This window comes from Sporosarcina sp. resist (assembly GCF_014302295.1).
Taxonomy (GTDB): domain Bacteria; phylum Bacillota; class Bacilli; order Bacillales_A; family Planococcaceae; genus Sporosarcina; species Sporosarcina psychrophila.
The window spans coordinates 756,827-782,911 of record NZ_CP060287.1 but is presented as its reverse complement, the minus strand read 5'-3'; the positions used below and the strand labels follow the sequence as shown (position 1 = coordinate 782,911).

Annotated in this window: 29 protein-coding genes; 10 read left to right on the top strand and 19 right to left on the bottom strand. The window is 41.2% G+C overall.

Going from position 1 to position 26,085, the window contains the following annotated elements:
• Nucleotides 1-23: 23 nt before the first annotated feature.
• A complete protein-coding gene (locus H7992_RS03890; protein ID WP_187046672.1) occupies nt 24-1,235 on the bottom strand; it encodes an ABC transporter permease in 1,212 nt (403 codons plus the stop codon).
• On the bottom strand, nt 1,219-1,968 hold the full coding sequence (locus H7992_RS03885; RefSeq protein ID WP_067205945.1) for an ABC transporter ATP-binding protein: 750 nt from the start codon (nt 1,966-1,968) through the stop codon (nt 1,219-1,221). The genes H7992_RS03890 and H7992_RS03885 overlap by 17 nt, the downstream gene beginning before the upstream one ends.
• Before the next feature lie 312 nt (nt 1,969-2,280).
• Here H7992_RS03885 and H7992_RS03880 point away from each other — a divergent pair, with 312 nt between their 5' ends.
• The 5 genes from H7992_RS03880 to H7992_RS03860 all read left to right on the top strand — a co-directional run bounded on the left by H7992_RS03880 (nt 2,281) and on the right by H7992_RS03860 (nt 5,272).
• On the top strand, nt 2,281-2,706 hold the full coding sequence (locus tag H7992_RS03880; RefSeq protein WP_187046671.1) for an HIT family protein: 426 nt from the start codon (nt 2,281-2,283) through the stop codon (nt 2,704-2,706).
• Between the two features lie 113 nt (nt 2,707-2,819).
• On the top strand, nt 2,820-3,344 hold the full coding sequence (locus H7992_RS03875; protein ID WP_067205940.1) for a tryptophan transporter: 525 nt from the start codon (nt 2,820-2,822) through the stop codon (nt 3,342-3,344).
• Between the two features lie 349 nt (nt 3,345-3,693).
• The gene (locus H7992_RS03870) at nt 3,694-4,056 is read left to right on the top strand and encodes a YtxH domain-containing protein (RefSeq protein ID WP_067205937.1); all 363 of its coding nucleotides are present in this window, start codon (nt 3,694-3,696) and stop codon (nt 4,054-4,056) included.
• Nucleotides 4,057-4,417: 361 nt separating this feature from the next.
• Nucleotides 4,418-5,026, top strand: a complete 609-nt coding sequence (locus tag H7992_RS03865; protein ID WP_067205934.1) for an HTH-type transcriptional regulator Hpr — start codon at nt 4,418-4,420, stop codon at nt 5,024-5,026.
• 60 nt (nt 5,027-5,086) lie between these two features.
• Nucleotides 5,087-5,272 carry a hypothetical protein gene (locus H7992_RS03860; protein WP_067205932.1) on the top strand — a complete coding sequence of 62 codons (186 nt, stop codon included), beginning with the start codon at nt 5,087-5,089 and terminating at the stop codon, nt 5,270-5,272.
• An 84-nt stretch (nt 5,273-5,356) separates the two neighbouring features.
• Here the strand turns inward: H7992_RS03860 and H7992_RS03855 are convergent, their stop codons facing one another.
• The gene (locus H7992_RS03855; protein WP_370569964.1) at nt 5,357-5,497 is read right to left on the bottom strand and encodes a YjcZ family sporulation protein; all 141 of its coding nucleotides are present in this window, start codon (nt 5,495-5,497) and stop codon (nt 5,357-5,359) included.
• Nucleotides 5,498-5,602: 105 nt separating this feature from the next.
• Here H7992_RS03855 and H7992_RS03850 point away from each other — a divergent pair, with 105 nt between their 5' ends.
• Nucleotides 5,603-6,514: a peptidylprolyl isomerase gene (locus H7992_RS03850; protein ID WP_067205930.1), complete on the top strand. Its 912-nt coding sequence runs from the start codon at nt 5,603-5,605 to the stop codon at nt 6,512-6,514.
• Between the two features lie 909 nt (nt 6,515-7,423).
• On the opposite strand, the gene yhaM is transcribed toward H7992_RS03850, so the two are convergent.
• The 8 genes from yhaM to H7992_RS03810 all read right to left on the bottom strand — a co-directional run bounded on the left by yhaM (nt 7,424) and on the right by H7992_RS03810 (nt 16,316).
• Nucleotides 7,424-8,362, bottom strand: coding sequence for a 3'-5' exoribonuclease YhaM (gene yhaM, locus H7992_RS03845; protein WP_187046670.1), 939 nt, complete (start codon nt 8,360-8,362; stop codon nt 7,424-7,426).
• Entirely contained in the window at nt 8,359-11,259 is a 2,901-nt protein-coding gene (locus tag H7992_RS03840) for an ATP-binding protein (protein WP_187046669.1), read from the bottom strand. Before H7992_RS03840 ends, yhaM begins: the two co-directional genes overlap by 4 nt.
• 9 nt (nt 11,260-11,268) lie before the next feature.
• The gene (locus tag H7992_RS03835) at nt 11,269-12,489 is read right to left on the bottom strand and encodes a metallophosphoesterase family protein (protein WP_187046668.1); all 1,221 of its coding nucleotides are present in this window, start codon (nt 12,487-12,489) and stop codon (nt 11,269-11,271) included.
• Between the two features lie 333 nt (nt 12,490-12,822).
• Nucleotides 12,823-13,242 (bottom strand): hypothetical protein, encoded by a 420-nt coding sequence (locus H7992_RS03830; RefSeq protein ID WP_187046667.1) that lies wholly within the window; start codon nt 13,240-13,242, stop codon nt 12,823-12,825.
• A gap of 330 nt (nt 13,243-13,572) precedes the next feature.
• A complete protein-coding gene (locus tag H7992_RS03825; RefSeq protein WP_067205921.1) occupies nt 13,573-14,838 on the bottom strand; it encodes an ABC transporter permease in 1,266 nt (421 codons plus the stop codon).
• The gene (locus tag H7992_RS03820) at nt 14,831-15,730 is read right to left on the bottom strand and encodes an ABC transporter ATP-binding protein (protein WP_187046666.1); all 900 of its coding nucleotides are present in this window, start codon (nt 15,728-15,730) and stop codon (nt 14,831-14,833) included. The genes H7992_RS03825 and H7992_RS03820 overlap by 8 nt, the downstream gene beginning before the upstream one ends.
• Before the next feature lie 74 nt (nt 15,731-15,804).
• A complete protein-coding gene (locus H7992_RS03815) occupies nt 15,805-16,116 on the bottom strand; it encodes a DUF2178 domain-containing protein (RefSeq protein WP_067205915.1) in 312 nt (103 codons plus the stop codon).
• Nucleotides 16,117-16,118: 2 nt separating this feature from the next.
• Nucleotides 16,119-16,316 (bottom strand): helix-turn-helix transcriptional regulator, encoded by a 198-nt coding sequence (locus tag H7992_RS03810; protein WP_067205914.1) that lies wholly within the window; start codon nt 16,314-16,316, stop codon nt 16,119-16,121.
• A 182-nt stretch (nt 16,317-16,498) separates the two neighbouring features.
• On the opposite strand from H7992_RS03810, the gene H7992_RS03805 reads away from it, so the two are divergent.
• Nucleotides 16,499-16,684: a YhzD family protein gene (locus H7992_RS03805; RefSeq protein WP_067205911.1), complete on the top strand. Its 186-nt coding sequence runs from the start codon at nt 16,499-16,501 to the stop codon at nt 16,682-16,684.
• A 99-nt stretch (nt 16,685-16,783) separates the two neighbouring features.
• Nucleotides 16,784-17,188 (top strand): methylglyoxal synthase, encoded by a 405-nt coding sequence (mgsA, locus tag H7992_RS03800; protein WP_067205909.1) that lies wholly within the window; start codon nt 16,784-16,786, stop codon nt 17,186-17,188.
• 306 nt (nt 17,189-17,494) lie between these two features.
• Here mgsA and H7992_RS03795 read toward each other — a convergent pair whose 3' ends face one another.
• The 5 genes from H7992_RS03795 to H7992_RS03775 form a co-directional block, all read right to left on the bottom strand.
• Nucleotides 17,495-18,274: an enoyl-CoA hydratase gene (locus H7992_RS03795; RefSeq protein ID WP_187046665.1), complete on the bottom strand. Its 780-nt coding sequence runs from the start codon at nt 18,272-18,274 to the stop codon at nt 17,495-17,497.
• Nucleotides 18,275-18,414: 140 nt separating this feature from the next.
• On the bottom strand, nt 18,415-19,920 hold the full coding sequence (locus tag H7992_RS03790; RefSeq protein WP_067205904.1) for a coproporphyrinogen III oxidase: 1,506 nt from the start codon (nt 19,918-19,920) through the stop codon (nt 18,415-18,417).
• 112 nt (nt 19,921-20,032) lie between these two features.
• On the bottom strand, nt 20,033-20,380 hold the full coding sequence (locus H7992_RS03785) for a YlbF/YmcA family competence regulator (RefSeq protein WP_067205901.1): 348 nt from the start codon (nt 20,378-20,380) through the stop codon (nt 20,033-20,035).
• A gap of 12 nt (nt 20,381-20,392) precedes the next feature.
• On the bottom strand, nt 20,393-21,550 hold the full coding sequence (locus H7992_RS03780) for a DUF445 domain-containing protein (RefSeq protein WP_335339515.1): 1,158 nt from the start codon (nt 21,548-21,550) through the stop codon (nt 20,393-20,395).
• Nucleotides 21,551-21,613: 63 nt separating this feature from the next.
• On the bottom strand, nt 21,614-22,006 hold the full coding sequence (locus H7992_RS03775) for a ferritin-like domain-containing protein (RefSeq protein WP_067205897.1): 393 nt from the start codon (nt 22,004-22,006) through the stop codon (nt 21,614-21,616).
• A 71-nt stretch (nt 22,007-22,077) separates the two neighbouring features.
• Between H7992_RS03775 and H7992_RS03770 the strand changes: the two genes are divergently transcribed.
• A complete protein-coding gene (locus tag H7992_RS03770) occupies nt 22,078-22,281 on the top strand; it encodes a YheE family protein (RefSeq protein ID WP_067205894.1) in 204 nt (67 codons plus the stop codon).
• 53 nt (nt 22,282-22,334) lie between these two features.
• A complete protein-coding gene (locus tag H7992_RS03765) occupies nt 22,335-22,487 on the top strand; it encodes a hypothetical protein (protein ID WP_156475954.1) in 153 nt (50 codons plus the stop codon).
• A gap of 35 nt (nt 22,488-22,522) precedes the next feature.
• On the opposite strand, the gene H7992_RS03760 is transcribed toward H7992_RS03765, so the two are convergent.
• The 3 genes from H7992_RS03760 to H7992_RS03750 form a co-directional block, all read right to left on the bottom strand.
• Nucleotides 22,523-22,759 carry a hypothetical protein gene (locus H7992_RS03760; RefSeq protein ID WP_187046664.1) on the bottom strand — a complete coding sequence of 79 codons (237 nt, stop codon included), beginning with the start codon at nt 22,757-22,759 and terminating at the stop codon, nt 22,523-22,525.
• A 61-nt stretch (nt 22,760-22,820) separates the two neighbouring features.
• The gene (locus H7992_RS03755) at nt 22,821-24,104 is read right to left on the bottom strand and encodes an MFS transporter (RefSeq protein ID WP_255428575.1); all 1,284 of its coding nucleotides are present in this window, start codon (nt 24,102-24,104) and stop codon (nt 22,821-22,823) included.
• A gap of 223 nt (nt 24,105-24,327) precedes the next feature.
• Nucleotides 24,328-26,085: an ABC transporter ATP-binding protein gene (locus tag H7992_RS03750; protein ID WP_067205885.1), complete on the bottom strand. Its 1,758-nt coding sequence runs from the start codon at nt 26,083-26,085 to the stop codon at nt 24,328-24,330.

The window sequence follows — 26,085 nt, the reverse complement described above, 5'->3', positions numbered from 1 at the left end:
GATTGCAAACGGGGCGACTTTTCTTAATCATATTCTTTTTTCTCTACAGTCAATCTGATAGTAGCCTCAGAGATGATGAGAATGACAGCCCCGACAAGAAGAGGTGTTACAGAAACCCCATAAAGATACAGTGCAGCGCATGTAACTACTGCCGCCTGAATCCATTGGACTGTACGAACGATCCTTTTAATTGCATCGGGACGGGTGTCTTCCTTTTCAGGAAACAGCATATCCATCCGAAAATCGTCCCCTGCCCGCAATGCGTGGATAAGTTGTACGGCAGAGGCAAATGCAAGCGCTCCTGCGAAAATAAATACGACAATCGGAAATGGGATAAAAATCGCTCCAAGCGCCGATAAAGCAGTGAGCCTTACCCATAACCAAAAAATATCATCCGTGCGTATAAATGTACGTCTTATTAAATACGGTTGTGCTACAGGCTTACCGTAATTCGGGGATCCCATCGCAAAACCGAGCCACGCCCTTCTACTAATGGATCCTTTCAAATGCGGGACGTCTGTGAAGTAATTGGCAAAACGGTAAAAACGCATCATCCGATTCTGTTCGAGTGATATGAAATGATCGTAAGGGAATGGTTTTAGCATTCTCTTTTTTCGCCAATAGAAGTTGTACAGTACAATGAGTACACCAATAATCAGAAGTATAATTGGACTTCCTTCAAGACCTGCATAAATTATGGTTCCCGCCAATAAAAATCGGACGGTCCTATCTAGCAAGATCCCTTTTCCATCCAATACATGTCTGAAATTATATTCCGATTCAATGAATACTCGCTTAATGACTAGTATCAAAATTGCGATAACGATGTACTCCATCTTCGAACCGGTCCCTGTAGCTGAAAGTAACGGCAACGCCACAATATATAAAATAAATGGTACTGGCAATTGTGAATAGAAGCTCCAACTCAAAGCCCGTTTCATATACGTAATAAGCTTTTGTTCCAGTGGTAGGAAATAAACCGTGTCGGCAGGTTTCAATAGCGTCACTGGCGGTGAAAAGGCGAGCGCTAATCCAAGTATAAGAGCCGTAAGCAACGCCGCTGGGAATTCTGCTGGCACTTCCTTCAACCATTCGCTATACGTATAGCCCCCCGCCCCAATTGTGAAGACAAGGACAATTGCCAAATGGCCTGTAAATACATACTTCAAATACTTTTGAAGCTCGGTTATATAATGGACGAACCGGGATCCCCATATTTCACGCAAATTGTTCATTGTCAGTTTCCTCTGTCATCGCGATATACAAGTCGTCCAGTGACGCGCCAGGACGTCCGAATGCATTTCTCAAGTCATCCATCGTTCCTTCTGCTCGCACCCGTCCTTCGTGCAGCAAGATGATCCTGTCGCAATATTTTTCCGCAGTTGCCAATACATGCGTTGACATGAGAATGGAAGCCCCATTTTCTGTTCTCTGCGTCATCTGCTCTAAAAGTGATTTGATGCCGATTGGATCGAGACCCACAAATGGTTCATCAATAATATATAAAGATGGATTAACGAGGAAAGCACACATGATCATTACTTTTTGACGCATCCCTTTTGAAAAATGCGCTGGGAACCAATTTAGGCGTTTCTCCATCCGGAATTCCCGGAGTAACTCATCGGACCGCGCTTCAAACACTTCTTTATCAAGGTCATATGCCATTGCTGTCAGTTCAAGATGTTCCCTAAGCGTCAATTCTTCGTAAAGTATCGGCGTTTCCGGTATATAAGTAAACGCTTTTCTATACTTTTCGGGATCCTCACTGAATGTCACCCCGTTGACACGAATTTCTCCTTTATGAGGATTCATTAATCCAATGATATGTTTAATGGTTGTACTTTTTCCCGCCCCATTTAGTCCAATCAAACCTACTAACTCACCTTGTCCGATGTTAAATGACAAATCATACAGAACAGGTTTACGTGTATAACCGCCTGTTACGTCTTGTAATTCAAGAATTTCCATATCCATCCTCCATTCTTTCATTCATTTTAGCAAAAAACGCTACAAAAAGCTTTTTCCTTCATAATCAACCGATATAGTATTAAATGATTGCAATCGAATAAAGCTTGGACCTGTAGGATGCAGGTCATGCAGTGGGGAGGGAGGGATTGACCTACATCCCTCCTTGTTGCGACACGACGTCGCGAACTTAGACTGCCTTCGTCTCCCCCTGTAAGGCTCCTACGCTAGTTTACCGTATTCAATATTTCAACCTATATCTAAAATTATGCTACACTTGTCCCATTCATGAAAATATGAACAGGAGTGTTGAAAATGACTGAATGTATTTTTTGTAAAATCATTGAAGGTACGATCCCTAGCGTTAAAGTTTATGAAGATGAGCACGTTCTTGCCTTCATGGATATTGTACCTGTAACGAAAGGGCATGTCCTTCTCATCCCGAAAACACATCGTGAAAATATCTATGATTTAACTGCTGAAGAAGCGGCACAACTATTTTCCGTCGTACCCAAAATCGCCAATGCCATAAAAGATGAATTCAAACCAGCTGGAATGAATTTACTACAAAACAATGGCGCATATGCGGGACAAGCCGTTTTTCATTCACACCTACACCTCATCCCTCGCTATGATGAAACTGACGGCTTCCAACTTACGTTTGAAACGAAGGAATCTGAAACAAGTATGGGACGAATTCAGGAAGTTGCAGCTGGAATTCGAATGAAATTACAAAAATAAGCTTGTGAATTATCTGAATACCGTGTATGATTCATAATAAGTTTTTCGCTGTCGATCATGAGGATACGACAGGAAAAACACAAAATACTAGATGAGCCGAGGAGAGATTAGAAATGAAAACGAAAAGTCTTGTGTTAATGTCTTTATTGACTGCTGTAGGTGCTGCACTTTACCTGATTATTCCCCCGATTGCTGGAGGAATGAAACCGGATTTCATGCTGACAATGATGTTTATCAGCATATTCCTGTTCCCTGAAGTACGCAATGTTTTGTTACTTGCTGGAACAACAGGTATTATATCAGGTATTTTTTCAAATTTCCCTGGCGGATTCATCCCCAATGTAATTGATAAGTTCATTACCGCATTCGTAATCTACGCAATTATTATCTCACTAAAAAAAGTTACAGGTAACTTGATTGCTTCCACTGTTGTCGCAGGTATTGGAACTGTATTGTCAGGAAGCATCTTCCTTTCAATCGCCATTTTCATTCTTGGAGTAGATTTACCGTTCGGTGGTTTGTTCTTGGGGGTTGTACTTCCAGCTGTTGCGATGAACGGAATTGCATTTTTCTTGATATACCCGATTGTTAAGGGCTTGGTCAAACGCTCCTCATTTAAAACTGCATTTTCCAATTGAAATTTTAGCGAAAGCTTTCCGTCTCCACGAGGAGAGCTTTTTTTGTCGCCTGTATAATATACCCGAAGATGAAATTTCGGGCACCCCTCCGCTTTTACTAAAGAAAAGATCATACAAGTAACAGTGCTACGCTATATTGAAAGTGACACTGCCCCCAATTCGAAAAGGAAATGCTATAGAGAAGGAGTAAGCAGTCATTTACTGGTTACTCAACACATGTAGTTTAAAATATAAAGTAGCGTCTAAACAGGTCACTTGCGCTTGTTTTTATTGCTCAGGCACTTTTTAAATGTTTTAATAAAACTAGAGTAAGGAATACTATTCATAACAGGAAGGAGTGTATTATACAATGAAAGCATCTACATTTTTCATCGGACTCGCAGCAGGTTCAGTTGCAGCTGCTGTTACGGTATTGTATTCGACTCCCCAATCGGGAAGTCAACTTCGGACATCCGTCAGGGATGCTTCAAGCGACATGAAATTTTTGTTCAAAGATGTAAAAGTAAAAGTCGATGATTTAAAAGAGTCCATTTCCCACCTTACGAAAGAAGCAAAAGAAACAGTTCCAACAGCAATTGATGGAATTAAAGGTTCAGTAGATCAGTGGCAACAATCAACGGAATCTAATCGGGAACGCATGGAAAAAGAAATTGCAGCAATCCAAACCGCTATTGAAGAGCTTGAGCAGAACTTCGCAAAACAGCAAAAGTAATGTCAATTATGCCTCGGCGTAATTACGTCCAAAATTTGTAATATCCCTCGGAGGCTTGGACCAGCAGGGAATTTGTTCCCACTTATAAAAGCTGGGGTTGAATGCTAATTCAAGTTAAAAGTTAAAAGTTAAAAGTTAAAAGTAAATACTATCCACCAGTAAGGAATGCAGTCAACCCTCCACGAGAGACCTACATTATATAGGTTTTAACTAGTGGATACGGCCGCATTCCTTATTTTCATACCCATTTCCCCAAATATTATTATTGAACCGAAAGCTTTTTCACAATTTTTACTTTTCTCTTCTTTGCTTTCCTGCTATAATAAAAGAAGCGGGAAAATATAGAAAGAAGGTGTTTCCAATGTCAGAGCAAAAGTACTCTCCGAAAGAAGCAATGATTTTCAGTCAAAGGGTTGCACAGATGTCTAAAGCTCTTTGGAAAGCAGTAGAAAAAGATTGGCAGCAGTGGATAAAACCTTATGACTTGAATATTAATGAGCATCATATTTTATGGATTTCTTACCATCTTCAAGGCGCAACCATTTCTGACATCGCTAAATTTGGAGTCATGCATGTTTCGACAGCTTTCAACTTTTCGAAGAAGCTAGAAGAACGTAATTATTTACGGTTTTATAAAAAAGATGATGACAGAAGAAATACATATGTTGAAGTTACAGAAGAAGGGGAAAAACTGATACTCGAGATGAACATGAACTACTATGATTCTAAACATGATATTTTAGAGGGATCACTCCCTATTAAAGACCTTTACGGAAAGTTCCCAGAATTCCTCGAAGTAATGTCCGTTGTCCGAAATATTTATGGGGAAGATTTTATGGAAATATTTGAGCGCGGCTTTGAGAAAATCAAAGAATCATATGATGACTCCACCGGTGAAATGATGGCTATTAATCATACGAAAAGTAACGAAGAACTTAAAAACCCAGTATTTAGCGCAGAGGAAAATTAATTTCATTTTAGAAGGACTTCTGCTATGATTGCCTTGGGAAGTTAAAGAGGAGGAATAGATTTGATCCTTATTATTACAATTCTGTTCTCGTTATTATATCTGTTTCAAATCAATAAAATGACGTATGCACTATGCGAATCTAAGGAAATCCCTGAAGAGAAGCAACAGAAAATATACACAACCGTTAACGTTCTTGTAACCATTTTAATCGTGTCATTTTACGTCGAGATTCTGTTACAAGTATAAAAAAGTCCATTCCCTTTTTTACGGGAAATGGACTTTTTCCATTATCGATACCCTCAGCGCCTAACGCCTTGAGCTTTTCTGGAATTAATTCAGGAAGGCTGCACCGACAATGATTAATAAAATGAACAAAACAACAATCAACGCAAATCCCGAAGTACCATGGGAACCTTGGTCATATCCGCTCATAGGAGCACCCCCTCTCTCTATGTATCCTATGCAAAACAATTGGCTCGTTGTAGGCAGTATATTCTAGGGGAACCTTTTTGTTTTAGATACGTTTTTATGGTATAGTGTCTACTGTTGCACATAAAAGTTAGGGGAGATTTCAAAATGAAAAAAACTATTTTAGCACTTACAATGGCCGCATCTGTACTTGCACTTTCAGCGTGCAGCGACAAGAATGCCGGTGATGAAGTTCTTGTCAAATCAAAAGCCGGAAATGTAACACAAAGTGAACTTTATAACGAAATGAAGGATGCTCAAGGTGAACAAACATTACAACTACTCGTCCTTGAAAAAGTATTAGATGCAAAATATAAAATCTCTGATAAGCAAGTTGATACAGCAATCAATGAAATGAAAGAACAATTAGGTGAAGGTTTCGATGCTTATATCGCTCAACAAGGTCACACTGAGAAGAGCTTGAAAAAAATCCTTCGTATCAACATGTTACAAGAAGCGGCTCTTACTGATGGCGTTGAAGTAACAGATAAGGAAATCGAAGAGCGCGTTAAAATGATGGCTACAGAATTGAATGCCAAACACGTCCTAGTTGCGGATGAAGAGACTGCACTTAAAGTCAAAAAGGAACTTGAAGGCGGAGCTGATTTTGCTGAAGTAGCGAAAAAGAATTCGACTGAACCGGCTGCAAAAGAATCCGGTGGGGATCTTGGGTGGTTTGGCTACGGTAAAATGGTCAAAGAATTCTGGGATGCTGCATATGCACTTGAAGTGAACACAATCAGTGAGCCGGTCCAATCGGAACACGGGTTCCACATTATTAAAGTTACAGAAAAACGTGACATCGAAGCTAAGGAAATGACTAAAGAAGAGAAAGAAAAACTCACTAAAGAAATACAACTTGAGAAAGCAGATCCAAGTACAATTATCCCGAAAGTATCTAAGCTAATGAAAGATGCTGATGTAAAAGTTGAAGATAAAGATTTGAAATCAGCACTTGATGTATTCTTGGAAGAACCTAAAGTAGAAAAAGAAGCAGAAACAGAAAAAGAAACTAAGTAATACTAATAACAATTCAAGACTCCTTTTCAGGGGTCTTTTTTTATTGGGGTATTTAAACGTACAAACAAACACCTCCGAAAGACGCCTGACCTTCGGAAGTGTTTGCTAGTTCAATATATGTTGTTCCACGTCTCTTGAGTAACCATTTTCTTGCATAAGATACTGGTAAGGTAGGCGTAAAAGTCTTCATTTGGACTAGTTCGTTTCCGGCTCGCTTTCGGCTAAACTAATCACTACATTTTTATCGTGGGACAAGGGTGGCTAGAAGTGACTTCGTCACTTCTAGCCACCCCCTTTTCGATAATTCTGTTGCGATTAGTTGCCTGTCGCGTACCTACAACGTTCTAGTGAAAATTACGATTCCTTGGAAAATAAGAATAGATGACTTTTCACAGAAGGTATAAGTGCCCGAAGATACAATTTCGGGCACGCTTGCATTTTTTACAATGCGTTCCTTACTTACTCTTAGCAAAATCAGGCTTGGCAACATGTGATATCCTGTAGAAATTGACACTTCCTTAAAAGATCTAAAGTACTAGTGTCTGGACGTAAAATCTCAATGTTCTAACTCATCCACGGTACGAGATTTTATAACCTCTTAGACAATAAAAAAGAAAAAACCATAAAGAAGGAGTGAGCCGCCAAAATTGTATCTTTGGCGGCCTTTACCCAGATAAGAACCAACTATTCTTTCATCCCAAAAAGCTTTAGCACTTCGTGTACTTGTGTCTTAGAAGGGCGACGGATGAATGACCACCATACGATTACCGAAAAAATCTATAGGGATACGACAAAGTCGCATCCCTATAGATTAAGATATCACGGTAATTGTGTAGGAGCCGTTTAATCCAAAGTGATCTAAAACAACTGTACTCGGAGCGCCTTGTGGTTGATTGCGTTATTTACTGGTTAGTCAATTGATGGTTTATAAAATGACCTGTTATCCAGCGGGAAAATTCTTTCAGTGAACTCACCAGGAGCCGTCTTGCCAAGTGCACGGTCCAGCATATTCATCTTCGCATCAATATTATCGATGTAATGAAGAATTTCCGCTTCTTTCAGCATTGGACGTTTCGGGCTTCCCCATTCTTCCTTACCGTGGTGAGATAAAACCATATGTTGCAACAGCATAACTTCTTCACTTGTAATTTCAAGTTCGTCAGCCGCTTTTGAAATTTCATTGACCATAATCGTAATATGACCTAGCAGATTCCCCTCAATCGTGTATTGAGTTGCAATTGGACCTGAAAGTTCAATTACTTTCCCAACATCATGCAAAATAATTCCCGCGTACAATAAATCCTTATTGAGTGACGGATACAGATCTGCTAACGATTTTCCAAGTTTCAGCATGGAAACAACATGATCAATAAGACCCGATACATAATCATGGTGATTTCTTGTCGCAGCAGGGTACGTCATGAAAGCTGTCTGATGCTTTTTCAATAAATGACGCGTAATTCGTTGGATTTGTGGATTTTGCATTTCAAAGAAATACTGCATCAGCTCTTCGTATAGCACTTCTTTACTTGTTGCCGATGACGGAACTAGGTCGGCAATCGCCACCCCTTCATCCTCTTTTACGGGACGTATACTTTTAATGCGCAACTGATTTTTCCCACGGTATTCATGTACTTCCCCGCCAACTTTGACAATCGATGCTGCGGCATATGTTTTCGCGTGTTCATCTGTTGTATCCCATAACTTCGCTTCAATATCCCCACTTTTATCCTGCAAAATAAGCGTCATAAACGGTTTACCTTGTGTGGTAACTCCTTTTGTTGATTGCTTAATTAGCATGAAAAGATCAAACGGCTCGCCTGCATTATATTCTGCAATTTTCTTCATAAGACCATCGCTCCCTGTTCGCTTCCGATATCGGAAACGTTTAGTATTGTTGCCCCCTGCCATTTATCCTTCATCGCTTCGTGGCATGTAAAATAAATGAACTGATGCTTGTTTTGTAGATTGTCTAGTAGTTCAATCATACGCGAAAGTCGCTCTTCGTCAAAGTGAACGAATGGATCGTCCAACATTAATGGAAAAGGTGCCGTATTCATTATAGATGCCGCAAGCGCCAATCTAAGCGAAATATAGGCTTGCTCTTTTGTAGCCTGGCTCAGCTCTACAATGGGATAACGCATTCCATTTTTCGCTACTACTTCGAAATGACCCGTCTCCGTTACACTCAGTGATTCATAATTCCCACCCGTCAGTTCACAGAACATTTTTTCTGCCGCTTCAAGTACTTCTGGCAATTTCTTTTCTTTCAACTCCGACATTGTTCTTCTGATTGCTTCAGTAATCGCTTTGCGCTCAGACCATTTTTTTACGAGATCTGCGAGCTCCGATTTTTTCATTTCGAAGTGTTGCAGTTTACGACCGTAATTTTCATCTGTCAGTAGTCGTTCCGTTTTGTTAACAAGCGCCGCCTTGTCATTGATTAAGACATTTAGCCTCTCGCTAATCGACGATAGTGTTCCGCTAATATCATTCACTTTTTTTCGCAACTCTTCATCCACAACGCCATCAGGCAATTCAAGAGGGCCATATGATGCTAATTGAGCATTGACATCCTCAAGTTGCCCCTTTAAACGAAACGCTTCCTGGTGGCTATTGTATGCAGCGTAAAAGGCCTCTTCCGTTTCTACTGCTGCTTCAGCAAGCAGAGCCTGCACTTTTTCCAGCAACGAGTTTACAAGGCTGGATGTCTCTTTCAGCGCTGATTCTTTGCGTTCCAAAGCAACTGTCAATGACCTGATTGTTTCTGCCTGTTCATTTAGGTGAATGAATTCCCTTCTCAGCATCTCATAAACTGTTTCTTGTGGTGCAAATTTCCGCACTATTTTTTCAGCTTCTGCTACCCTTTCAGCAATCTGTTGTTGAATCGTTTGTCGCCGTAACAAGGCATCATTCAACTCTCTAGTAACTTCCTGAACTTCTCGAATCATACGGAATAATTCCGGGATAATCCCGGTTGAAGGTATTTCATCGAAACCATAAAGTCCTAAAAATTCGACCAGCTCAAATTCGGTTTTCCGTCTATTGCTATAGGTATTTTCAAGCTCGGATGTCAACGATTGAAATTTCCTTTCAAGTACCATAAACGCTTCTTGTAAATCTTCTTTCTTGCGCTTGTACATGCCAATTCGGTCTGTCAGTTCTTCCATTTGATGCTCATTTCCATCATATGCGGCAATGATTTTTTCCATCTGCTTCAGTTTTGCTGAATCGGGCGTTTGATGCTGTTTTTTCGAATAAATTAGAATACCTAATCCTATAACAATAACACCAGCTATAATTATGAACCATTCTTTTTGGATGAAACCGAAAACGATGAACGCGACAGCAAGTACGACAAGAAGTGCAGGTATCATCAGTGATTTCTGTTCAACCGGTCTTCTGCTTAGTGAAATATAGGCTTTCGCTTCAGCAAGTTGCTGACGAATTTTCGGCCACTGCAGTACACGTTCTAATTCCTCTACGGCAGGTGCAGTGCGTTCAATTCCACCAATTTCAGTTTCCGTATCACCTAACTCATTTTCCACTTGGATGAGTTGGCGATTCACAAAGCCAATTTGCTGATCGCCTTCAGTAAGTTCTTGAATAATTTTGTGCATCTGTTCTTCCTTTTGGATTGAAACATCTGCCTCCAAAATAGTATTTTCCGCTTCAAGCCCTTTGACACCAAGTCTATCAAGCAGACGTCTCTTTGAACTAGTTAGCTGACTCACGTTTTCTTCTTCAAAAGTAACCGCTGTTTGCCATCTATGCCACTCTGTTTCTTTCGCCAGTAAAATTTCAAGTTCAGCAATGCGCTCAAATTCGTGCTGTTCAGGCATTCGTGTCATTAGCTCTGCTAATTCTTCTTCCAATCGTCGTTTAGTAACTTCGGCTTCCGTTAACTTCCCCGCAAGCATTTCATAGCGCCTGATACCATCTGTGGGAAAGTTTATTTCACTTAATTGCGATAGTCTTGCATCCAATGCTTGTTTCTTTTGATGAAGGGGGAGTAGCTGTCGCACGAGAGCGAGCTTCTGTGATTCTTGCATAAGTTCCGCTTCCTGTCCTCGCAACTCTGTAAGCAAGTCATCGATTTCCCGTATTCGTTCAATCGAGGGTGCATATTCTCCCACTTTTTCCTGCTCTTCTTTCAACTCTATTTCCAATTCCCGAAGTTCCATGATCTTGACGTTCATCTCCGGAATTCTTCCCGACTTTTTGAACAAATCCCCCAGTTCTTTTTCCATTCGATTTCCAAGCTGTAACAAAGAGTCAACACCAGTAGTCCCCGAAGCAAGAAGTGTCCTGCTTAATTCGTCTTCATCCATTTTTTCAAATCCCTGCAACTGTAACAAAGAGAATGAAAAAATGGATTCGAATGAAGCACGGTCATACTGGCGAAGTAGCGTGTTCAATTGCTCTTCTCCGCCCTTCGTTCCATCTTCGAAATAGACGGTAACATCACCAGCAGATTTTCCACGGTTCCGTTCGACGATGCATTTCCCATATGTTTCATCTATAAGATGAACTTGCCCACCGTACTTGCCGCCCGATTTCGGTTCGTAGCGTAAAAGCGCATTATTTTTTGGTGGAAATCCAAATAAGATATGCAGGATGAATTGCTGAATAGTCGTTTTCCCAGCTTCATTCAATCCATAAACTACAGAGATCCCTTGTCCAAAATCCACCGTGACATTTTCATGTTTTCCAAATCCATAAATGTTTAGTTTTTCAATTTTCATGTAAACACCTCATTCCATTCCTGACATTTCCGCCGCCAACAATGCTGTTGCTCCGGCTTTCACTTCATCTATTTCATCTTCAGTCAAAACATCCAGATATTTGACGCCACGCGCATGCTGGTAAACATCTTTTAAAACATCCTTCCAGTCTTCCGTCGTCCAACCATCAATCATCCCAGCAACTGATTGCATCAGTGCACTTGATGCCATAGATGGATTCAACTGACTCGCAAATGTAATCTTCTGCACCCAGACATAGGGTTCGCTTTCACCCACATAATCACGCAGGACCTCCAACCATTCTCCCTCCGGCGATTGACTGAATAGATTCGCAGCTTCACGATCGATATCAGTCAGCAACAGCTCCACAATTCCCGCGCCATTGTGCTCTTTAAATGACTCTAGCACTTCCGAACATGCCGTCAGCCACTCATTCGCATGACTCATTCCTGCACAAGGCAATTCGAGTCTATCAAAGACAATTGCTGATGCCGGGATGAAATGAAGAGATGCTGTTGTTTTCGAGAGTTCAACTTCATAGAATCCCTTTGTACCACGCTCATTGCGATGACGCCCCTGTAAATTTCCCGGATAAACGATTGGAGGCGTTTCATGCAGCTGTTGCCTCACATGGATATGCCCGAGCGCCCAGTAATCATACCGCTTAGCTAGCAACTCATTTTTAGTGAATGGCGCATAAACGGCATGTGTTTCATCACCCGCCAAGCTACCGTGCAACATCCCGATATGTATCACATCCTGATCTTCAGCTAGAGGATAACGGTCAATCACTTTATCACGGATATGCCTTTCCTTATAACTAAACCCAGAAATCAACACTTCTTGACCATCCACGGTCAGACGCACTGTTTCAACATGCTCATCGAAAACATATACATTCGACGGCAAGTCAAATCGAGTCCACCTTCCACTAAGATGATCGTGATTGCCGTGTGAAATGAATACCGGAATGCCGGCCGCATCCAACTGCACCATCCCTTCCCGAAACTTCATCTGCGTACGCAAACTCCGATCTTCCCCATCGTAAATATCACCCGCGATTAACATGAAATCCGGTTTCGTTTTGACTGCGTGCTCAATCAACTTAGTAAATGCTGCAAAGGTACTGTCACGTAAATTATTCAGGCGATCTGTTGGTAAGCCAGTCACGCCTTTGAACGGGCTGTCGAGATGCAAATCGGCTGTGTGGATAAATCGGATTGTTGACAAGTTAGTCCCTCCTTCACTAAACGAATACTTGTTCTTATTTTAGCATAAATAAAAAGACTCTGCGATTTAATTAACGGGTTCGGTTGATGGGGAGAAAATCGACAATAACTAGTCAAATAACAACCGATTTAGCATATGTTATATATATGAATTAACAATAGAAAAAGCAAAAGAAAACGCTCAGACTATTAAGCCTGTGCGTTTTTTACTTACCGTATTTCCTAATATAAATTTCATATCACTTGTTTCACAATCGCACCCATTTATTGAATACGAGCAGTGCCTTTATGCTAGAATCGTGTCTAGTTTAGTACAAGAGTTGCTTTAATTCTTTTATGCACCTATTGTCTGAAAATATGTTTCCTCACCATTTTTAAATACTTTCATGTATTCATATTCCTCATTCAACTTTATTTTGTATAATTTATATTCGTCTACTAACTCCGTTACTTCAGAACCTTCGCTTAAATATAAGTTCCAAGAATTATCATCGACCTTGATATCCAAACTCCCAAAACCATTTTTGCTTTCCAAAAAGTCTTGATTAAGATACAGATAGTGATTTTTTTCTGAATCATTGAACATATAAATGCCATTACCCTTATTACTTTCGGAAGTTTCTATATGCAAAATAAAATCTTTTACATCCTTTTTCACTTTATCTATACTTACTTCTGAAAAAGATACTTCATCATTACTACACCCAGACGAAATGCTACCGATCACTAAGATTAGGACTAAAAGTCTTCTCAACTTTTCACAATCCCTTCAAATAATTTTAATAAAACAATCATTTTTTTGGCTCATTTGTCTATTAAGCCGTCCTCTTATAATCTATTTTAGCACAAAATACCTTGTTCTCTTCGACGTTTACAATTATTTCAAAATTGTTTCCAAGGAAACAATACCACCAACCAATTTTAATGCGATTTACTATCGATATCCTCCTTAAACGTTGATACAACAACAAAAATGGGGACAACAATTCATGTGCGAATTGCGTCCCCATATGCCATGCTTTTTAACGTTTTCACCCATGTACCGAACCCGTTACGAATTAATCAGAGTCTTTCTATATTTTACTTATTCTTTTCCGAGCTGGATTGCTTTTTTTATATCTTTCAACGAACGAGACGGTCCGTACATGAGAACACCACCGCGGTAAACACGTGCTCCGAAGAAGCCCAAAAGGAAAATTGTCACAAGCATAATCGCAATTGACAATAGCGGTTCCCATACTGGTAACTCCAACATACCAACGCGCAAGAACATGACGAGTGGCGCAAAGAACGGGAAAAACGAAGCATATTTTATATAGGCCATTTCAGGATTTCCGAGCCCAGTTGCCGCAATCATGAACCCTGCCACGATCAGCAACGTCATTGGCATGATAATCTGCTGTACATCTTCCGTGCGGCTGACAAGTGAGCCAAGAAGAGCTGCCAGCGTCGCGAAGAGGAAATAGCCCAACAGGAAGAAAACTAGCGCATAGACAAGCGTTCCCACATTCATATTCGAAAAGCCGAAGACGGAAAAGAAGCCATCTGCCATTTCAGAACCTGTTGTTTTCAATGCAATATATCCTGCCAGACCCAATAATACCATTTGCAAAAGACCAAGCGATCCAATGCCAAGTACTTTTGCAAACATATGTTTAACTGGTGATACGCTTGAGATAAGAATTTCCATCACACGCGATGATTTTTCCGCCGCAACTTCTGTCGCGATCATACTTGAATATACGATGACTGCAAAGTAAATAAGAAACATGAGTACATAGACGAGACCACGTGCCTGGCTCAATTCTTCTTGTGATTTCGCTGACGGAGATACAGATTGCTGTTCAAATTGGATAGGTGCGAATAGTGTCTGTACTTGCTCACCAGACAGTGAGAGCTCCTCCGCTTTCATTTCCGTTTGAATCGACTTAAGTGCTTCTTCTAGCATCATTGGAAGAGAAAAGTCCATGGCACTCATCGAGATGTAGTTCGCTTGAATTGTATTTGTGTCATCAAGTCCAAGCGTCACGAACGAATCGATTTCTCCCTCTTTCACTTGTTCTGTAAGCGCATTTTCCGATTTACTGGACAGTTCTACCTTAATACCTGATTCATTTGACTCTAGTTGCATTTTCAACCGCTCCGCAAGAACACCGCTTTCATCGAGTACTTGCAGCACTTCCGCCGAATCTTTATCTCCGCCCGTGGCACCTTTAACGGTATCAATGATTTTTTCCATGTTAGCAAAAAGGAAAACCGCCGCAATCATGATGGATGTTGTTATAATGAACGATTTCGTTTTCGCTTTTGTCGTAAATGCCTGTTTAAAAATGATCATGAATTCACGCATGCTGTTTCCCCACCTTTTCGATGAAAATGTCTTGTAGCGAAGGTTCCTCAATCCCAAAATGGCGAATCGGGCCCGACTTTAATGCGGCCATCAACAAATCATTGGCCACTTGTTCAGATTCGACCTGGTAGAGTGCCCCTTCAACCGACTTATGGACAGATGTAACACCTGCAATCGCATTCAGATGTGCTAAATCATTGTCTGAATTTATGCGTACGTTCTGCTTGCCATATGACCGCTTCACATCGCGGAGTGTCCCGCTCACGATTTGCTTACCTTTATCGATGATACTAAGTTGCTCACACAATTCTTCGACATGATCCATGCGATGGCTCGAGAATACAATAGTTGCTCCCTCATTACGAAATTGAATTATCGCCTCTTTCAGCATTTCAACGTTTACTGGATCCAACCCTGAAAATGGTTCATCTAGAATTAACAATTGCGGATTATGCATGAGAGATGCAATTACTTGGATTTTTTGTTGATTTCCTTTTGATAGTTCTTCCACTTTTTTATTGGCATAGTGAGTGATTTCCATTCGTTCCAGCCATTTATTCATAGCTGTCTTGGCATCCGACTTTGTCATACCACGTAATTGTGCTAGAAAAATCAGTTGCTCTTCCACCTTCATTTTCGGATAAAGGCCGCGTTCCTCCGGTAAATAACCAATCTCAGGACTTGTAGCGTAAGAAATCGGTTTCCCATTCCACGTAATCCGTCCTTCATTCGCATTTAATAGACCAAGAATCATCCGAAATGTCGTCGTCTTACCTGCACCGTTTGCTCCAAGAAACCCGTACATCGTGCCTTTACCAACAGACAGCGTCAAATCATCAACCGCCGTGAAATCTCCAAATCGTTTCGTTACATTTTCAAGTAGCAATGACATTCGATTACCCCTTTCGTTTTACCCAATATTAACTATACGTATCTAGCACTCTGAAGTTTCACTTTTTTAGTTTTTCAGTTTTTACTACTGGCGATTGCTGTACCAATAGCATACGACGCCATGTGCACTACCCAGATTCCCGTTAGAATGAAAAATGCAAGTTGCGGTCCTTCAACAATAATGATAACTGCCCAAGCAATGAGTATCGCAACGGTTGTCGCACACCACGAAATTGAACGGGCATGTTGATGAATCGTTCTATATCGTTCGTCAAACCATCGTTCTTTCTTTCCCCTTTTCCGATTTATTAACATAGTAATGAAAATAATGACTACAGCAAGCGGCAGCCCTGCAAGAAATACCCATATATTAAACCCTTCGTACATTTTCAATCCTCCTCTGGTGTAAAAATATCTTCAATGCGACAATTGAATAACTTCGCAAGTTTGAACGCTAATGTCAGTGATGGGTTATATCTACCTTTTTCGAGGGAAATAATCGTCTGTCTCGAAACTTCCAGTTTCTCCGACAGATCATCTTGCGTTAGCCCCATCGCAGTCCGCATTTCCTTTATCAAGTTATTCATTTCAATGCTCCCCTTTCATACGAAAAGCGCAGGGCACCCGGAGTCTAGACACCGACTATTGTAAAGGTTGCTTTACGTAAAGGTTACTTTACCATACTCGAGATGTCAAGTAACCTTTACAAATTTCCTTTTAGAATTTTTCATAGTATAATGAATGAAATAGAGTGGAAAGGGTGAATTATGTGAGAACATATAAACTAACAGCTTTTGAACCAACGGGGGAATTAATTACAGAAGATACATTCACAGCTGAAACGGACGAAGCAGCAAAAGAAAAAGGCCAAGTAATGCTTGAGGATAAGGGTCTTCTTGAAAAGACACATCGCCTTGCATCTCCGGCAGGTAAGTTAATATTGTTCCATTCCTAAATAAAATTGCACTTCAGATGTTTACTTCCCTTCACTTATTATGTAATCCTAAACAGAAACAAAGCATTTCCATCATACAAATAGACAGGGTGTTGAGAAATGAAAATCGCATTAATTGCCCATGACGAAAAGAAAAATGAAATGGTCAATTTCACAATTGCCTACGAATATATCTTTTCGCAATACACATTATTTGCTACCGGTACAACGGGAAAAAGAATTATGGACGAAACCAATTTATCTGTAACCCGACTTAATTCGGGACCTTTGGGTGGTGATCAGCAAATTGGTGCAATGATTGCAACTGGCGAGCTGGACTTAATCTTGTTTTTCCGTGACCCACTAACTGCTCAACCACATGAACCCGACGTCAGTGCGTTATTACGCCTTTGTGATGTCTATGGCATCCCACTCGCTACGAATATTGCAACGGCTGAGCTGTTACTTCGCGCTGTTGAAAAAGGGTACTTTTCGTGGCGTGAAATGCTTGATAAATATAAGTAAGTTCATTTCAAAATAAAATAAAAAGTACCAAGCACTGATCCTTTTATTCAACGGATGCATGCTTGGTACTTTTTTAATTACGCAGGCTGATTCAGACTGCAAGCGCTGGATCAAATTGTTGATTTCCTTTCTTCCTTATGACCGCCATGAGCACTGTTATGCTCGCCACGACTTCCATTATGACCGGCATCAGCCGTGTTATGACCGCCACATGTTAATCGCACAAAATGTCTAGTACAAGAAAAGACACTGATTCAGGATGGTGTAAAAACTCACCCCTAAAACAGTGTCCATATTACATAAAAATCATTTTCCTATAAATTCTGGCTTACGTTTTCCTACAAATGCCTGAATACCTTCTAGGTGATCTGCTGTTTTCCGCATTGCCACTTGTGCTTCGCTTTCCATTGCCAATACGCTTTCAAGTTCTTTCGTTTTTTGCGCGTGCAGAATATTTTTCGATGCAATCATTGCTGCAATCGGCGACGCAAGCAGTTTATGAGCAAACGCTTCGCCGCGTTCAGCACCAGTACCTTGCGCAGTCACTTCATCGATTAGCCCTTTTTCAAGTGCTTCTTGACCATTCATCACTTTACCTGACCAAATAAGGCTTTTCGCTTGAGGCACACCTACGCGTTCTTTCAAGAAGAAATGACCTGCTCCGTCCGGAATTAGACCAATGCCGATAAAGTTCATCGCAAGTTTACTATCCTCTTCCGCAATAATATAATCGCAGCCAAGTACAAGGCTAAATCCAAGTCCTGCCGCCGCACCATGGACGACCGCAATCGTAACTTGCGGTAATGTATAAAGTGCCTTCGCAAGACGTGACACGTCTACCATTACGCTACCAATATCCATTGGGCTATCCGGATTTAACATCGCTTTAATATCCCCACCCGCAGAAAATGCACGACCGGCCCCTTGGATTACCAAAACTTGAACTGACACATCGCTTTTCAATTCCTCGAAAACATCTGCTAGTTCCTTCATCATGACACTATCCATCGCGTTCATCGACGCAGGCCTATTCAACGTAAGATGCGCAAGGCGTCCCTCTTTTTTTAATTCGACAGTTGTATACATAAAAAAACACCCCTTCGTAAGAAATGAATTACCATTCACTTCTTAGATTCGGTGTTTTTTCAGTAAACCCTTTATTTAAGAGCTAAGAAAGTATACGTTTTTCTACCTAGAGTAGGGTCTATCAAGGCACTTGCGCTTTTCTACTTAACCATCTCTGGAAAAATCGCGTCAAGATGAGCGAGCTTCTTCACGATTGAATCCTCATACGTCAGAATATAAGCTGCCGGATCTTTCGGATTATAGAACTGCGTAATTTTCCCCGTTTCAGGGTCAATGAACTTACTTGAAGCCCCACAACCTACTCCAATGATCGTCTGTACCTCTTCCATAATAACGATGTTATAGATACTTTCTTCACCAGGCTTTGCGTACCCGACGTTTTCCAAGTTGCCTAAAATGTTCTTTTGACGGTATAAATAGTACGGTTCATAGCCATTTGCAGCGTTCCACTCTTCTCCGAGTTTCATCATCTGCTCGACTGTTTCACGATTAGCAACTTTGTATTTGTCTTTATTACGAGTCATTTCAGATGCCCGTTTGAATGACAATGTATGAACTGTCAGCGATTCAGGTTGCATTTTTTCAGTCTCTGCAAGTGAATGCTTGAATTCTTCCATTCCTTCATTTGGCAAACCGATGATGAGATCCATATTAATATTCTTCATGCCCATATCGCGTGACAACCAGAACTTATCGACTGTTTCTTGAACAGTATGGTGACGACCGATTGCTTTTAGTGTCTCATCTGTATAGGATTGCGGATTGACGCTTATCCGGTCAATACCCCATTTTTTCAGAACTTCGATTTTAGCGGGCGTAATCGTATCAGGACGACCTGCCTCTACCGTTACTTCTCTGACTTTATCCATATTAGGGAATGAAGCATACATCGTTTCATATAGCGCATCCATTTCTTCCGCTTCTATAGATGTCGGAGTTCCTCCACCGAAGTAAATCGTCGTAATGGCCATGTCTCGCTCTGTCAGCCATTTTCCCATTTCTCGGATTTCTTCATGCAATCCGTCTAGGAATGTTTCGACTCGTCCATTTTTTCGATTAATCGCATAGGCTGGGAATGTGCAATACGCACATTTCGTCGGACAAAATGGAATGCCTATATAAATACTTACTTCATTTTTTAATTCGTGTAAATCAGGCACCGTTCGCAACTGCACATTCGCTATTTTTGCTAGAAGTTCGCTTTTTTCGCTCGAGAGCCGATGGCGATTCATTAACAATTGCTGGGCCTCTTCCGTACTGTGTCCTTCGTGGCGATATTTATGGTACAGTTTCATCGGGCGAATCCCTGTCAGAATTCCCCACGATTGATGCATCCCTGTTGCTTGTTCAAGCGTTTCAAGGAAAACGTGTGAATAAATCCGCTTTAACTGGCGGGTAATCGCTTTATCATCGTCCGTCTCTTCTATCTCAGAAAACTCAGCAGAATATTCCACACCGTCCCATGTAAGGATTGCCTTTCCGACAAGTTGTCCATCAAGCGTCCGTTCCAACGTCAAATTTGCCAGTATCGCACCCTCTTCATCTTCATCGACTATTTTCGATTGTTCAAAGAAAAGGTTTGCTAGATGCGTAAACATCCTAATCCAACCCTGTTCGTAGTTTTCTTTCATGATGATTTTTTGCATTGTAAGTACCCAACTTTCTATTTATAAAACCGAAGTTTTTTCTCTAGATAAACATAAAATCATTATAGCAAATTTACGGAGTGAAAGAAGAAAAACCGGCCTAGGCCGGTTTTTAGATGGATTCGTATAATTGTTGTACTGGTTTCATCAGTACACGGTTTACTTCTTCAATCAAGCCACTCAATTTCATTTCTGCTTCAAGCATTTTCATAATCTTAGGATTTTGCTGCGCAAGTTGTGCAGTCTTTTGAGCATACTCAAGCTCTTCAGCTACTGGCTCTTCACCTTGCATCTGTTTTTCCTGAAGGCTCAATTGGATTTTACGGAAGTTTTTGAACAACGCTAGTGCATCGTCATCCACCTTCACTTCTTCTACCGCTTGCTGTACTTCTAAAAACTCTGCAGTTTTTCGGAATGTTGCTTCCAATTTGTTTAAATCATCGTAAATATTCACTGTCATGTATTGTTCCCCCTAGGATAAATTTGTTGCCAAGACAATAAGGCCTTGAACGATTCCAATCAAACCGCCGAGAAATGCTCCAAGTACGGTGATCATCTTGAATTCGCGTCTTGAAATGCCGAGCACTAGATCTTCCAGTATTGCAACTGGAAACGCATCGACTTGCTCTCTAACCATATCATCTAATTTAAGTTTGTGGAGCGATATCTCCATTTGTTTTTCTGCCTGTTCGAATGCAAAGCTAGTCAGCGCCGGCGTCAGATTAACAGCTGTCCATTCCGCCCCTGCAGGCCAATAATCCTGTATCGTCTTATTCAAGCGAGCTTCCAGTACAAGTTCTTTTTCTGCATAAGATCGGACTGAATTGAACAACCCATCCCAATCAAATCCTGAGAGAAGTTCTTCAACGGGACGTTTTTGAAGCTTTTCCCATTCATTAAGTATAATTGTGTTCACAAGATCGTACGTCCCTTGTGCTGCGACAAACTTCAATGCTTCACGCTGTACTTTTACAACAAGCGATTCTGATTCTCCAAAAAACATATTTACCATACTTCCAAGTGTACCTTTTGATGCTAGGAAATCATCAATCATTTTATGGAACATTGCTTTTCCTTCATCTGATTCGAAGTAGGTTTCCGACCTTCCTAGAATATAGGTTGTTATGGCTGGAATGCGCCCTGCAGCTTCTACCCGCCACTTTTGCGGTAGCACCTCTTCTACCGATCCCGTCGTCATTTTTACACGAACGGCGTTAAGCTGGGCATCGAGTACTTCCAACACTTTCCGCTCTGCTTTCTCTGCAACATTCATCGCGCCGGCAGTATTAAGCCAGTCATTCAATGTTTTATCAGAGAGAAGGATATGCTGCTCAAGTTTTTGTTGGAGGAAATCCTCTGCTTTCTTCTCCATGTCAGGCGTCAATAATTTCTTTCTGAACGTTTCCGGTGTTAATAAATAATTCGTCACCGTCTTACCGAGTTGCACTGCCAGTTCATCGCGCCGTTTCGGTATCAATCCCGGCGTGAATGGCAAACGCCATTTCCCAATATATTTCGCTTCATGTGGCCTGAACAGCATTTTAATCGCCAGATGATTTGTAAGTCCCCCGATTAATGCACCAATAAAAGCCATGAATAACAATGTCCATAAAATACCCAAATGCTTCACCTTTTTCCGTATCGTTAAGTCCTAATTATAGCAGAACTAAACCGAACGGAAAAATTCAAAGACTTATCTTAGTGCGTTGTACATTGTCGACATGCGAATAGCGTGTTCCATTTCATCATGCATTGCGATGAAAAATGGATTGTAGGCCTGTTGAAAAGGAACGGTTAGTAGCATTTCCTTATACATTTCAACCGCTTCAAGCTCACTCACCAATGCCCGCTGAACACACTCTTTTAAGTTATAACAAGGCAACGGTCTCTTTGGATTTGGTACAAATGTCCCCGTCATCATATAATAGAGCTGTTGAAACATTTCATAATGGCTTTTTTCATCTTCATACATATGTCTGAGGAAGTCTTGCCAAAGCGGATCATTGGTCATGTCGTGCATTGATTTATAAAAATAATAATCTTTGTACTCATCCTCGATGGCCTGCTTTAATTTATCAACAAACAAGTCAGCACCCTTTCGCTTTCTTTTCTTGATATTATGCGGTCGGGTAGCGTCTTATGAGAGGAGTTATTTACATGCTACAACATTTCAGTTTTAAACCGATGTTTGACAATACACAATTACCGGGTTGGACATTCTCATTTTTCTTCCGCAATACGAGGTATACCGGTGACTATTTACCTGAGGGTGTCATTGTTTGGACAGGAGAAACGCCTCCTGAAGAAGACAATTTGAAAAAAATGATTCATGAATTGATGATTTTTCACGTCTATGATTGATTCGTGAAAACTTCGGGAATACTGTCCTCCATGACGTATTAAGGAGGCGCAGTATGAATAAAGAAAAATCCCCTGAAGAGTTGCGTAAAGAAAAGGAACAGTTAAAAGTACAAGATCAGAAAACTGAAAATGTCTTTGAAGATAAGAGTCGAGTACCAGAAGAACAAAATGCCTGGAAAGAAACACAAGCCAGACGCGGTGAATAACAAAACTCCCTGCATATTGTATGCAGGGAGTTTTGTTATTCTACATTTCTCGTTTCCTCTATGCCAACCGCGTGCCTTGTATCTTCTTCCAAGTACTTATTACTGTTCGTGTCATTTGTTCCCCTCGTCATATCGTCATAAGGCGTAAAAGGCGTAAACATATTTCCTGACTTCTTCTTATTAAAAAGTGTCTTGTAGATTGCAAAACCAATCAACACCATACCTCCGAGTCCCAATACAATGGCAACAACAGCTATAATGGTAATGCCCATAAGAACACCCCTTTTTATTTATTATACCACTAATGAACCAGATTTTTCTGACACCCTATTCCTACGACAAATTTCTTCTGCCAAAAATGAAGTAATAGTACGTCGAGGAAACAACATAGAGTCCTGCTGTGATTGTGAATGCATAGGCATAGCCCCAATACGAACCACTTGCAATAACAAGCCCCGCTGCTACAGGCCCCATCGCTGCCCATCCAATATTAAATACAGTTTGGTTCACTGAGTTAGCAAGCCCTTTGTATTTATCCGCAACAATTTCCATTGCAATAGCACTTTGAATCGGATTCCCCGCATTCATGAGTGCCTGGCGCATAAGGAATCCGAGTGATGCTAACAACAGGGATGTCGTATAGGCCGTTAATAGTAAAAATGGAATAGACAGCATTTGGAATAGGATAAGTGCTTTCACTTTCCCAACCTTTTTCACTAATGCCGGACCAATAAGCATAGCTACCGCCGTCATCGCAGATCCAAGTGATAAAATAAGACCAATGTATGCATTTGAGGCATCAAATCGGTTTGAGAAATATAAATTCAAGTACGGCACAACAAGACCTGAACCAAAACCAATCAGCAAACTCGCAAATGAGAAATGGAAAATCAGAATGATATTCCGTCTGAAGCTGCTGTCGACTTTCTCAATCTCTTCGTCCACAGGTTCAACGGACGTTTTCTTCACTTGCACCGGTTTAGGTGGCTTGTTTTGAAGTTTAAATAAGGGAAGTAAACCAATTATAAAAATGGTTGCCCCCGTTAGAAGCGCCCAACGAATCGCATCAGCTGCATCGAGAGCCAAGAGGACTTCTAGTACGTCAGCGATAACGCCCCCAAGCAAACTGCCGATAACATTCGCAACCGTCATGAGGGCGAAGTGGATACTAAACATATGGACCCGTTCGGCGGGCTTTGAGTTTTCAGCGAGAAATGGCACACCCGAAACTTGCACGAATGCCATGAATAACCCCGTCAGAAATGCTGCGTAAATAATTGGCGTTTCAGCAACAGCGACACTTCGGTAAAACAATGTCATTCCTCCGAAAATTGCACCGCCGACAATCATCCATTTCCGACCGAATTTATCACTTAGAAATCCGGCTGGAACGAGCATAATTGCCGAAGCCAACGCCGTCATAGAAATGACTTTTCCGTTGATAGTTTCAGGCATTCCTAACTCTTTTATATAGAGATTGTACATGACCATGAATACACCCATCCCGATCTGGATGAGCACGTTCGCTAGCATGAACAGCCTGACGTTTTTATTGAATGAAGATATTTTCAACTTCCAATCCGCATACCATTTCCCCATGCTACTCCAACTTTCCATACGAGATACTTCGTTACTCTAAAGATACGTCTTTCAGAATAGTTTTTCAACAACTCAAATGCATCGTGCCAGTTATTGACACCATTTGTACCCTTCAAATTGTGGCAACAGCTGGACCACACACCGGGTAGTACGGGCAACAATAAAGCAGTCACTTGGAGCTTAATCACAAAGAAAAAAGGAACTTCCCACTTACACGGAAGTCCCCTTCGTCATATCCTTGTCATTCAACTTTCGGAGTACCAGAAGTTCCCGCCTGCAATTTATACATTTGAGCATATTGCCCACCAAGCATAAGCAACTCATCATGTGAGCCTTGTTCAACAATCTCCCCGCGATCTAACACTAAAATACGATCCGCGTTCTTAATAGTAGAGAGTCTATGGGCAATGATGAACGTTGTACGCCCTTTTTTCAGTACGTCCATCGCATGTTGGATGATTTCCTCTGTTTCCGTGTCGATGTTGGACGTCGCTTCATCCAGAATAAGAATGGCAGGATCGAACGCAAGCGCCCGTGCGAATGAAATAAGCTGGCGCTGTCCAGAAGAGAGCGTACTCCCTTTTTCCACAACTGGCTCGTCAATTCCGCCTGGCAAATGTTTCAATACCAGTTCCCCACCGACTGCATCTAGCGAATGTTGCACTTTTTCGCGTGTAATGCGTGAGTCACCTAAGCTAATGTTCGACTCGACTGTCCCACTAAACAAGTAAGGGTCTTGCAGAACAATACCCATATGATCACGAATAGTCTGACGTGGCATGTCACTGATGTTTAGTCCGTCAATCGTAATCTTCCCTTTCGAAGCGTCATAGAAGCGGAACAGTAAATTCATGATTGAACTTTTTCCCGATCCAGTATGGCCGACAAGTGCGACCGTTTCTCCCTGCTTTGCTCCGAATGAAAGATCCTTTAAGACATATTCTTCATCCTTATAAGCGAACCAGACATTCTCAAAGCGGACATTTCCCTGGTAACGGGCGATTTTGTCGTCGCTTACCGGCTCCCCTTCACGGTCCAATAATTTGAAGACACGCTCTGCCGCCACAAGTGAATGCTCGAGACGTGCGAACTGGTTTACAATGCCCGTCACCGGGTTGAACAACCGTGTAATATAGTCTACGAAAGCATAGAGCATCCCAACTGAAATGAAACTTTCTGTGGAGATCGAAGCACCGCCAAAATACCAGATAAAGAACACAAAGGTCAATGACCGGATTACGTCGACAAGGTTATGTGAAGTCGCCGCCTCCACTTTTAGCAGTTTGTTCTGATAGCGGAAGTGTTCATCATTCAAGTCACGGAATTCCTCTTCCATCTGCTTTTCACGACGAAATGCTTGAATGATTGTCATGCCATTGATTGATTCATTAATCATCGCATTCATGTCACTCACTTTTCCGCGGATGATATGGTTAACCTTCGAAGCGAATTTTCTGTATGCCTTCATCCAAATATAAAGTATTGGTAAGACAAATAACGTGATAGCACCCATTTTAGGATCCAAAATGAACATTGCAATGAAGATTCCTGTAATGTACATTCCGCTAATTGCGAACTGTGAAACGACCGTCACATATAAGTTACGGATCGCTTCCGTGTCATTTGTAATTCTTGCAACAACTTTCCCAGCAGGCAAATTATCAAAATAGCGGATTGGCAATGTCTGAATATGTTCGTACAGATCATTACGCATTTTCTGTATGATACGATTTGCCGCCTGTTGCATCAATAAATACTGGAAATACCTCAGTATCGCAGTTACCACGGCGAGCCCGAAAAAGATGGCAAGCAGCTTGGCAATCGGAGCGAAATCCATGCCCCCGCCAGTAGCCCCTGCAATGTGGTCATCAATGATTTTCTTGGCAATCATTGGTCCCATTAGATCCGCAGCGACTGCGAACGCGAGAAGAATAATACCTGTCAGTAATAATTTTTTATAGTCAAGTGCGTAATGGAGTAAGCGTCTACCGGTACCCAT

What these genes read in the sequence shown, in the direction of transcription:
- H7992_RS03890 (WP_187046672.1), bottom strand. Translation starts at nt 1,235, where the DNA reads ATGAACAATTTGCGTGAAATATGGGGATCCCGGTTCGTCCATTATATA.
- H7992_RS03885 (WP_067205945.1), bottom strand. Translation starts at nt 1,968, where the DNA reads ATGGAAATTCTTGAATTACAAGACGTAACAGGCGGTTATACACGTAAA.
- H7992_RS03880 (WP_187046671.1), top strand. Translation starts at nt 2,281, where the DNA reads ATGACTGAATGTATTTTTTGTAAAATCATTGAAGGTACGATCCCTAGC.
- H7992_RS03875 (WP_067205940.1), top strand. Translation starts at nt 2,820, where the DNA reads ATGAAAACGAAAAGTCTTGTGTTAATGTCTTTATTGACTGCTGTAGGT.
- H7992_RS03870 (WP_067205937.1), top strand. Translation starts at nt 3,694, where the DNA reads ATGAAAGCATCTACATTTTTCATCGGACTCGCAGCAGGTTCAGTTGCA.
- H7992_RS03865 (WP_067205934.1), top strand. Translation starts at nt 4,418, where the DNA reads ATGTCAGAGCAAAAGTACTCTCCGAAAGAAGCAATGATTTTCAGTCAA.
- H7992_RS03850 (WP_067205930.1), top strand. Translation starts at nt 5,603, where the DNA reads ATGAAAAAAACTATTTTAGCACTTACAATGGCCGCATCTGTACTTGCA.
- yhaM (WP_187046670.1), bottom strand. Translation starts at nt 8,362, where the DNA reads ATGAAGAAAATTGCAGAATATAATGCAGGCGAGCCGTTTGATCTTTTC.
- H7992_RS03840 (WP_187046669.1), bottom strand. Translation starts at nt 11,259, where the DNA reads ATGAAAATTGAAAAACTAAACATTTATGGATTTGGAAAACATGAAAAT.
- H7992_RS03825 (WP_067205921.1), bottom strand. Translation starts at nt 14,838, where the DNA reads ATGCGTGAATTCATGATCATTTTTAAACAGGCATTTACGACAAAAGCG.
- H7992_RS03820 (WP_187046666.1), bottom strand. Translation starts at nt 15,730, where the DNA reads ATGTCATTGCTACTTGAAAATGTAACGAAACGATTTGGAGATTTCACG.
- H7992_RS03815 (WP_067205915.1), bottom strand. Translation starts at nt 16,116, where the DNA reads ATGTACGAAGGGTTTAATATATGGGTATTTCTTGCAGGGCTGCCGCTT.
- H7992_RS03810 (WP_067205914.1), bottom strand. Translation starts at nt 16,316, where the DNA reads ATGAATAACTTGATAAAGGAAATGCGGACTGCGATGGGGCTAACGCAA.
- mgsA (WP_067205909.1), top strand. Translation starts at nt 16,784, where the DNA reads ATGAAAATCGCATTAATTGCCCATGACGAAAAGAAAAATGAAATGGTC.
- H7992_RS03795 (WP_187046665.1), bottom strand. Translation starts at nt 18,274, where the DNA reads ATGTATACAACTGTCGAATTAAAAAAAGAGGGACGCCTTGCGCATCTT.
- H7992_RS03790 (WP_067205904.1), bottom strand. Translation starts at nt 19,920, where the DNA reads ATGCAAAAAATCATCATGAAAGAAAACTACGAACAGGGTTGGATTAGG.
- H7992_RS03785 (WP_067205901.1), bottom strand. Translation starts at nt 20,380, where the DNA reads ATGACAGTGAATATTTACGATGATTTAAACAAATTGGAAGCAACATTC.
- H7992_RS03770 (WP_067205894.1), top strand. Translation starts at nt 22,078, where the DNA reads ATGCTACAACATTTCAGTTTTAAACCGATGTTTGACAATACACAATTA.
- H7992_RS03765 (WP_156475954.1), top strand. Translation starts at nt 22,335, where the DNA reads ATGAATAAAGAAAAATCCCCTGAAGAGTTGCGTAAAGAAAAGGAACAG.
- H7992_RS03760 (WP_187046664.1), bottom strand. Translation starts at nt 22,759, where the DNA reads ATGGGCATTACCATTATAGCTGTTGTTGCCATTGTATTGGGACTCGGA.
- H7992_RS03755 (WP_255428575.1), bottom strand. Translation starts at nt 24,104, where the DNA reads ATGGAAAGTTGGAGTAGCATGGGGAAATGGTATGCGGATTGGAAGTTG.
- H7992_RS03750 (WP_067205885.1), bottom strand. Translation starts at nt 26,085, where the DNA reads ATGGGTACCGGTAGACGCTTACTCCATTACGCACTTGACTATAAAAAA.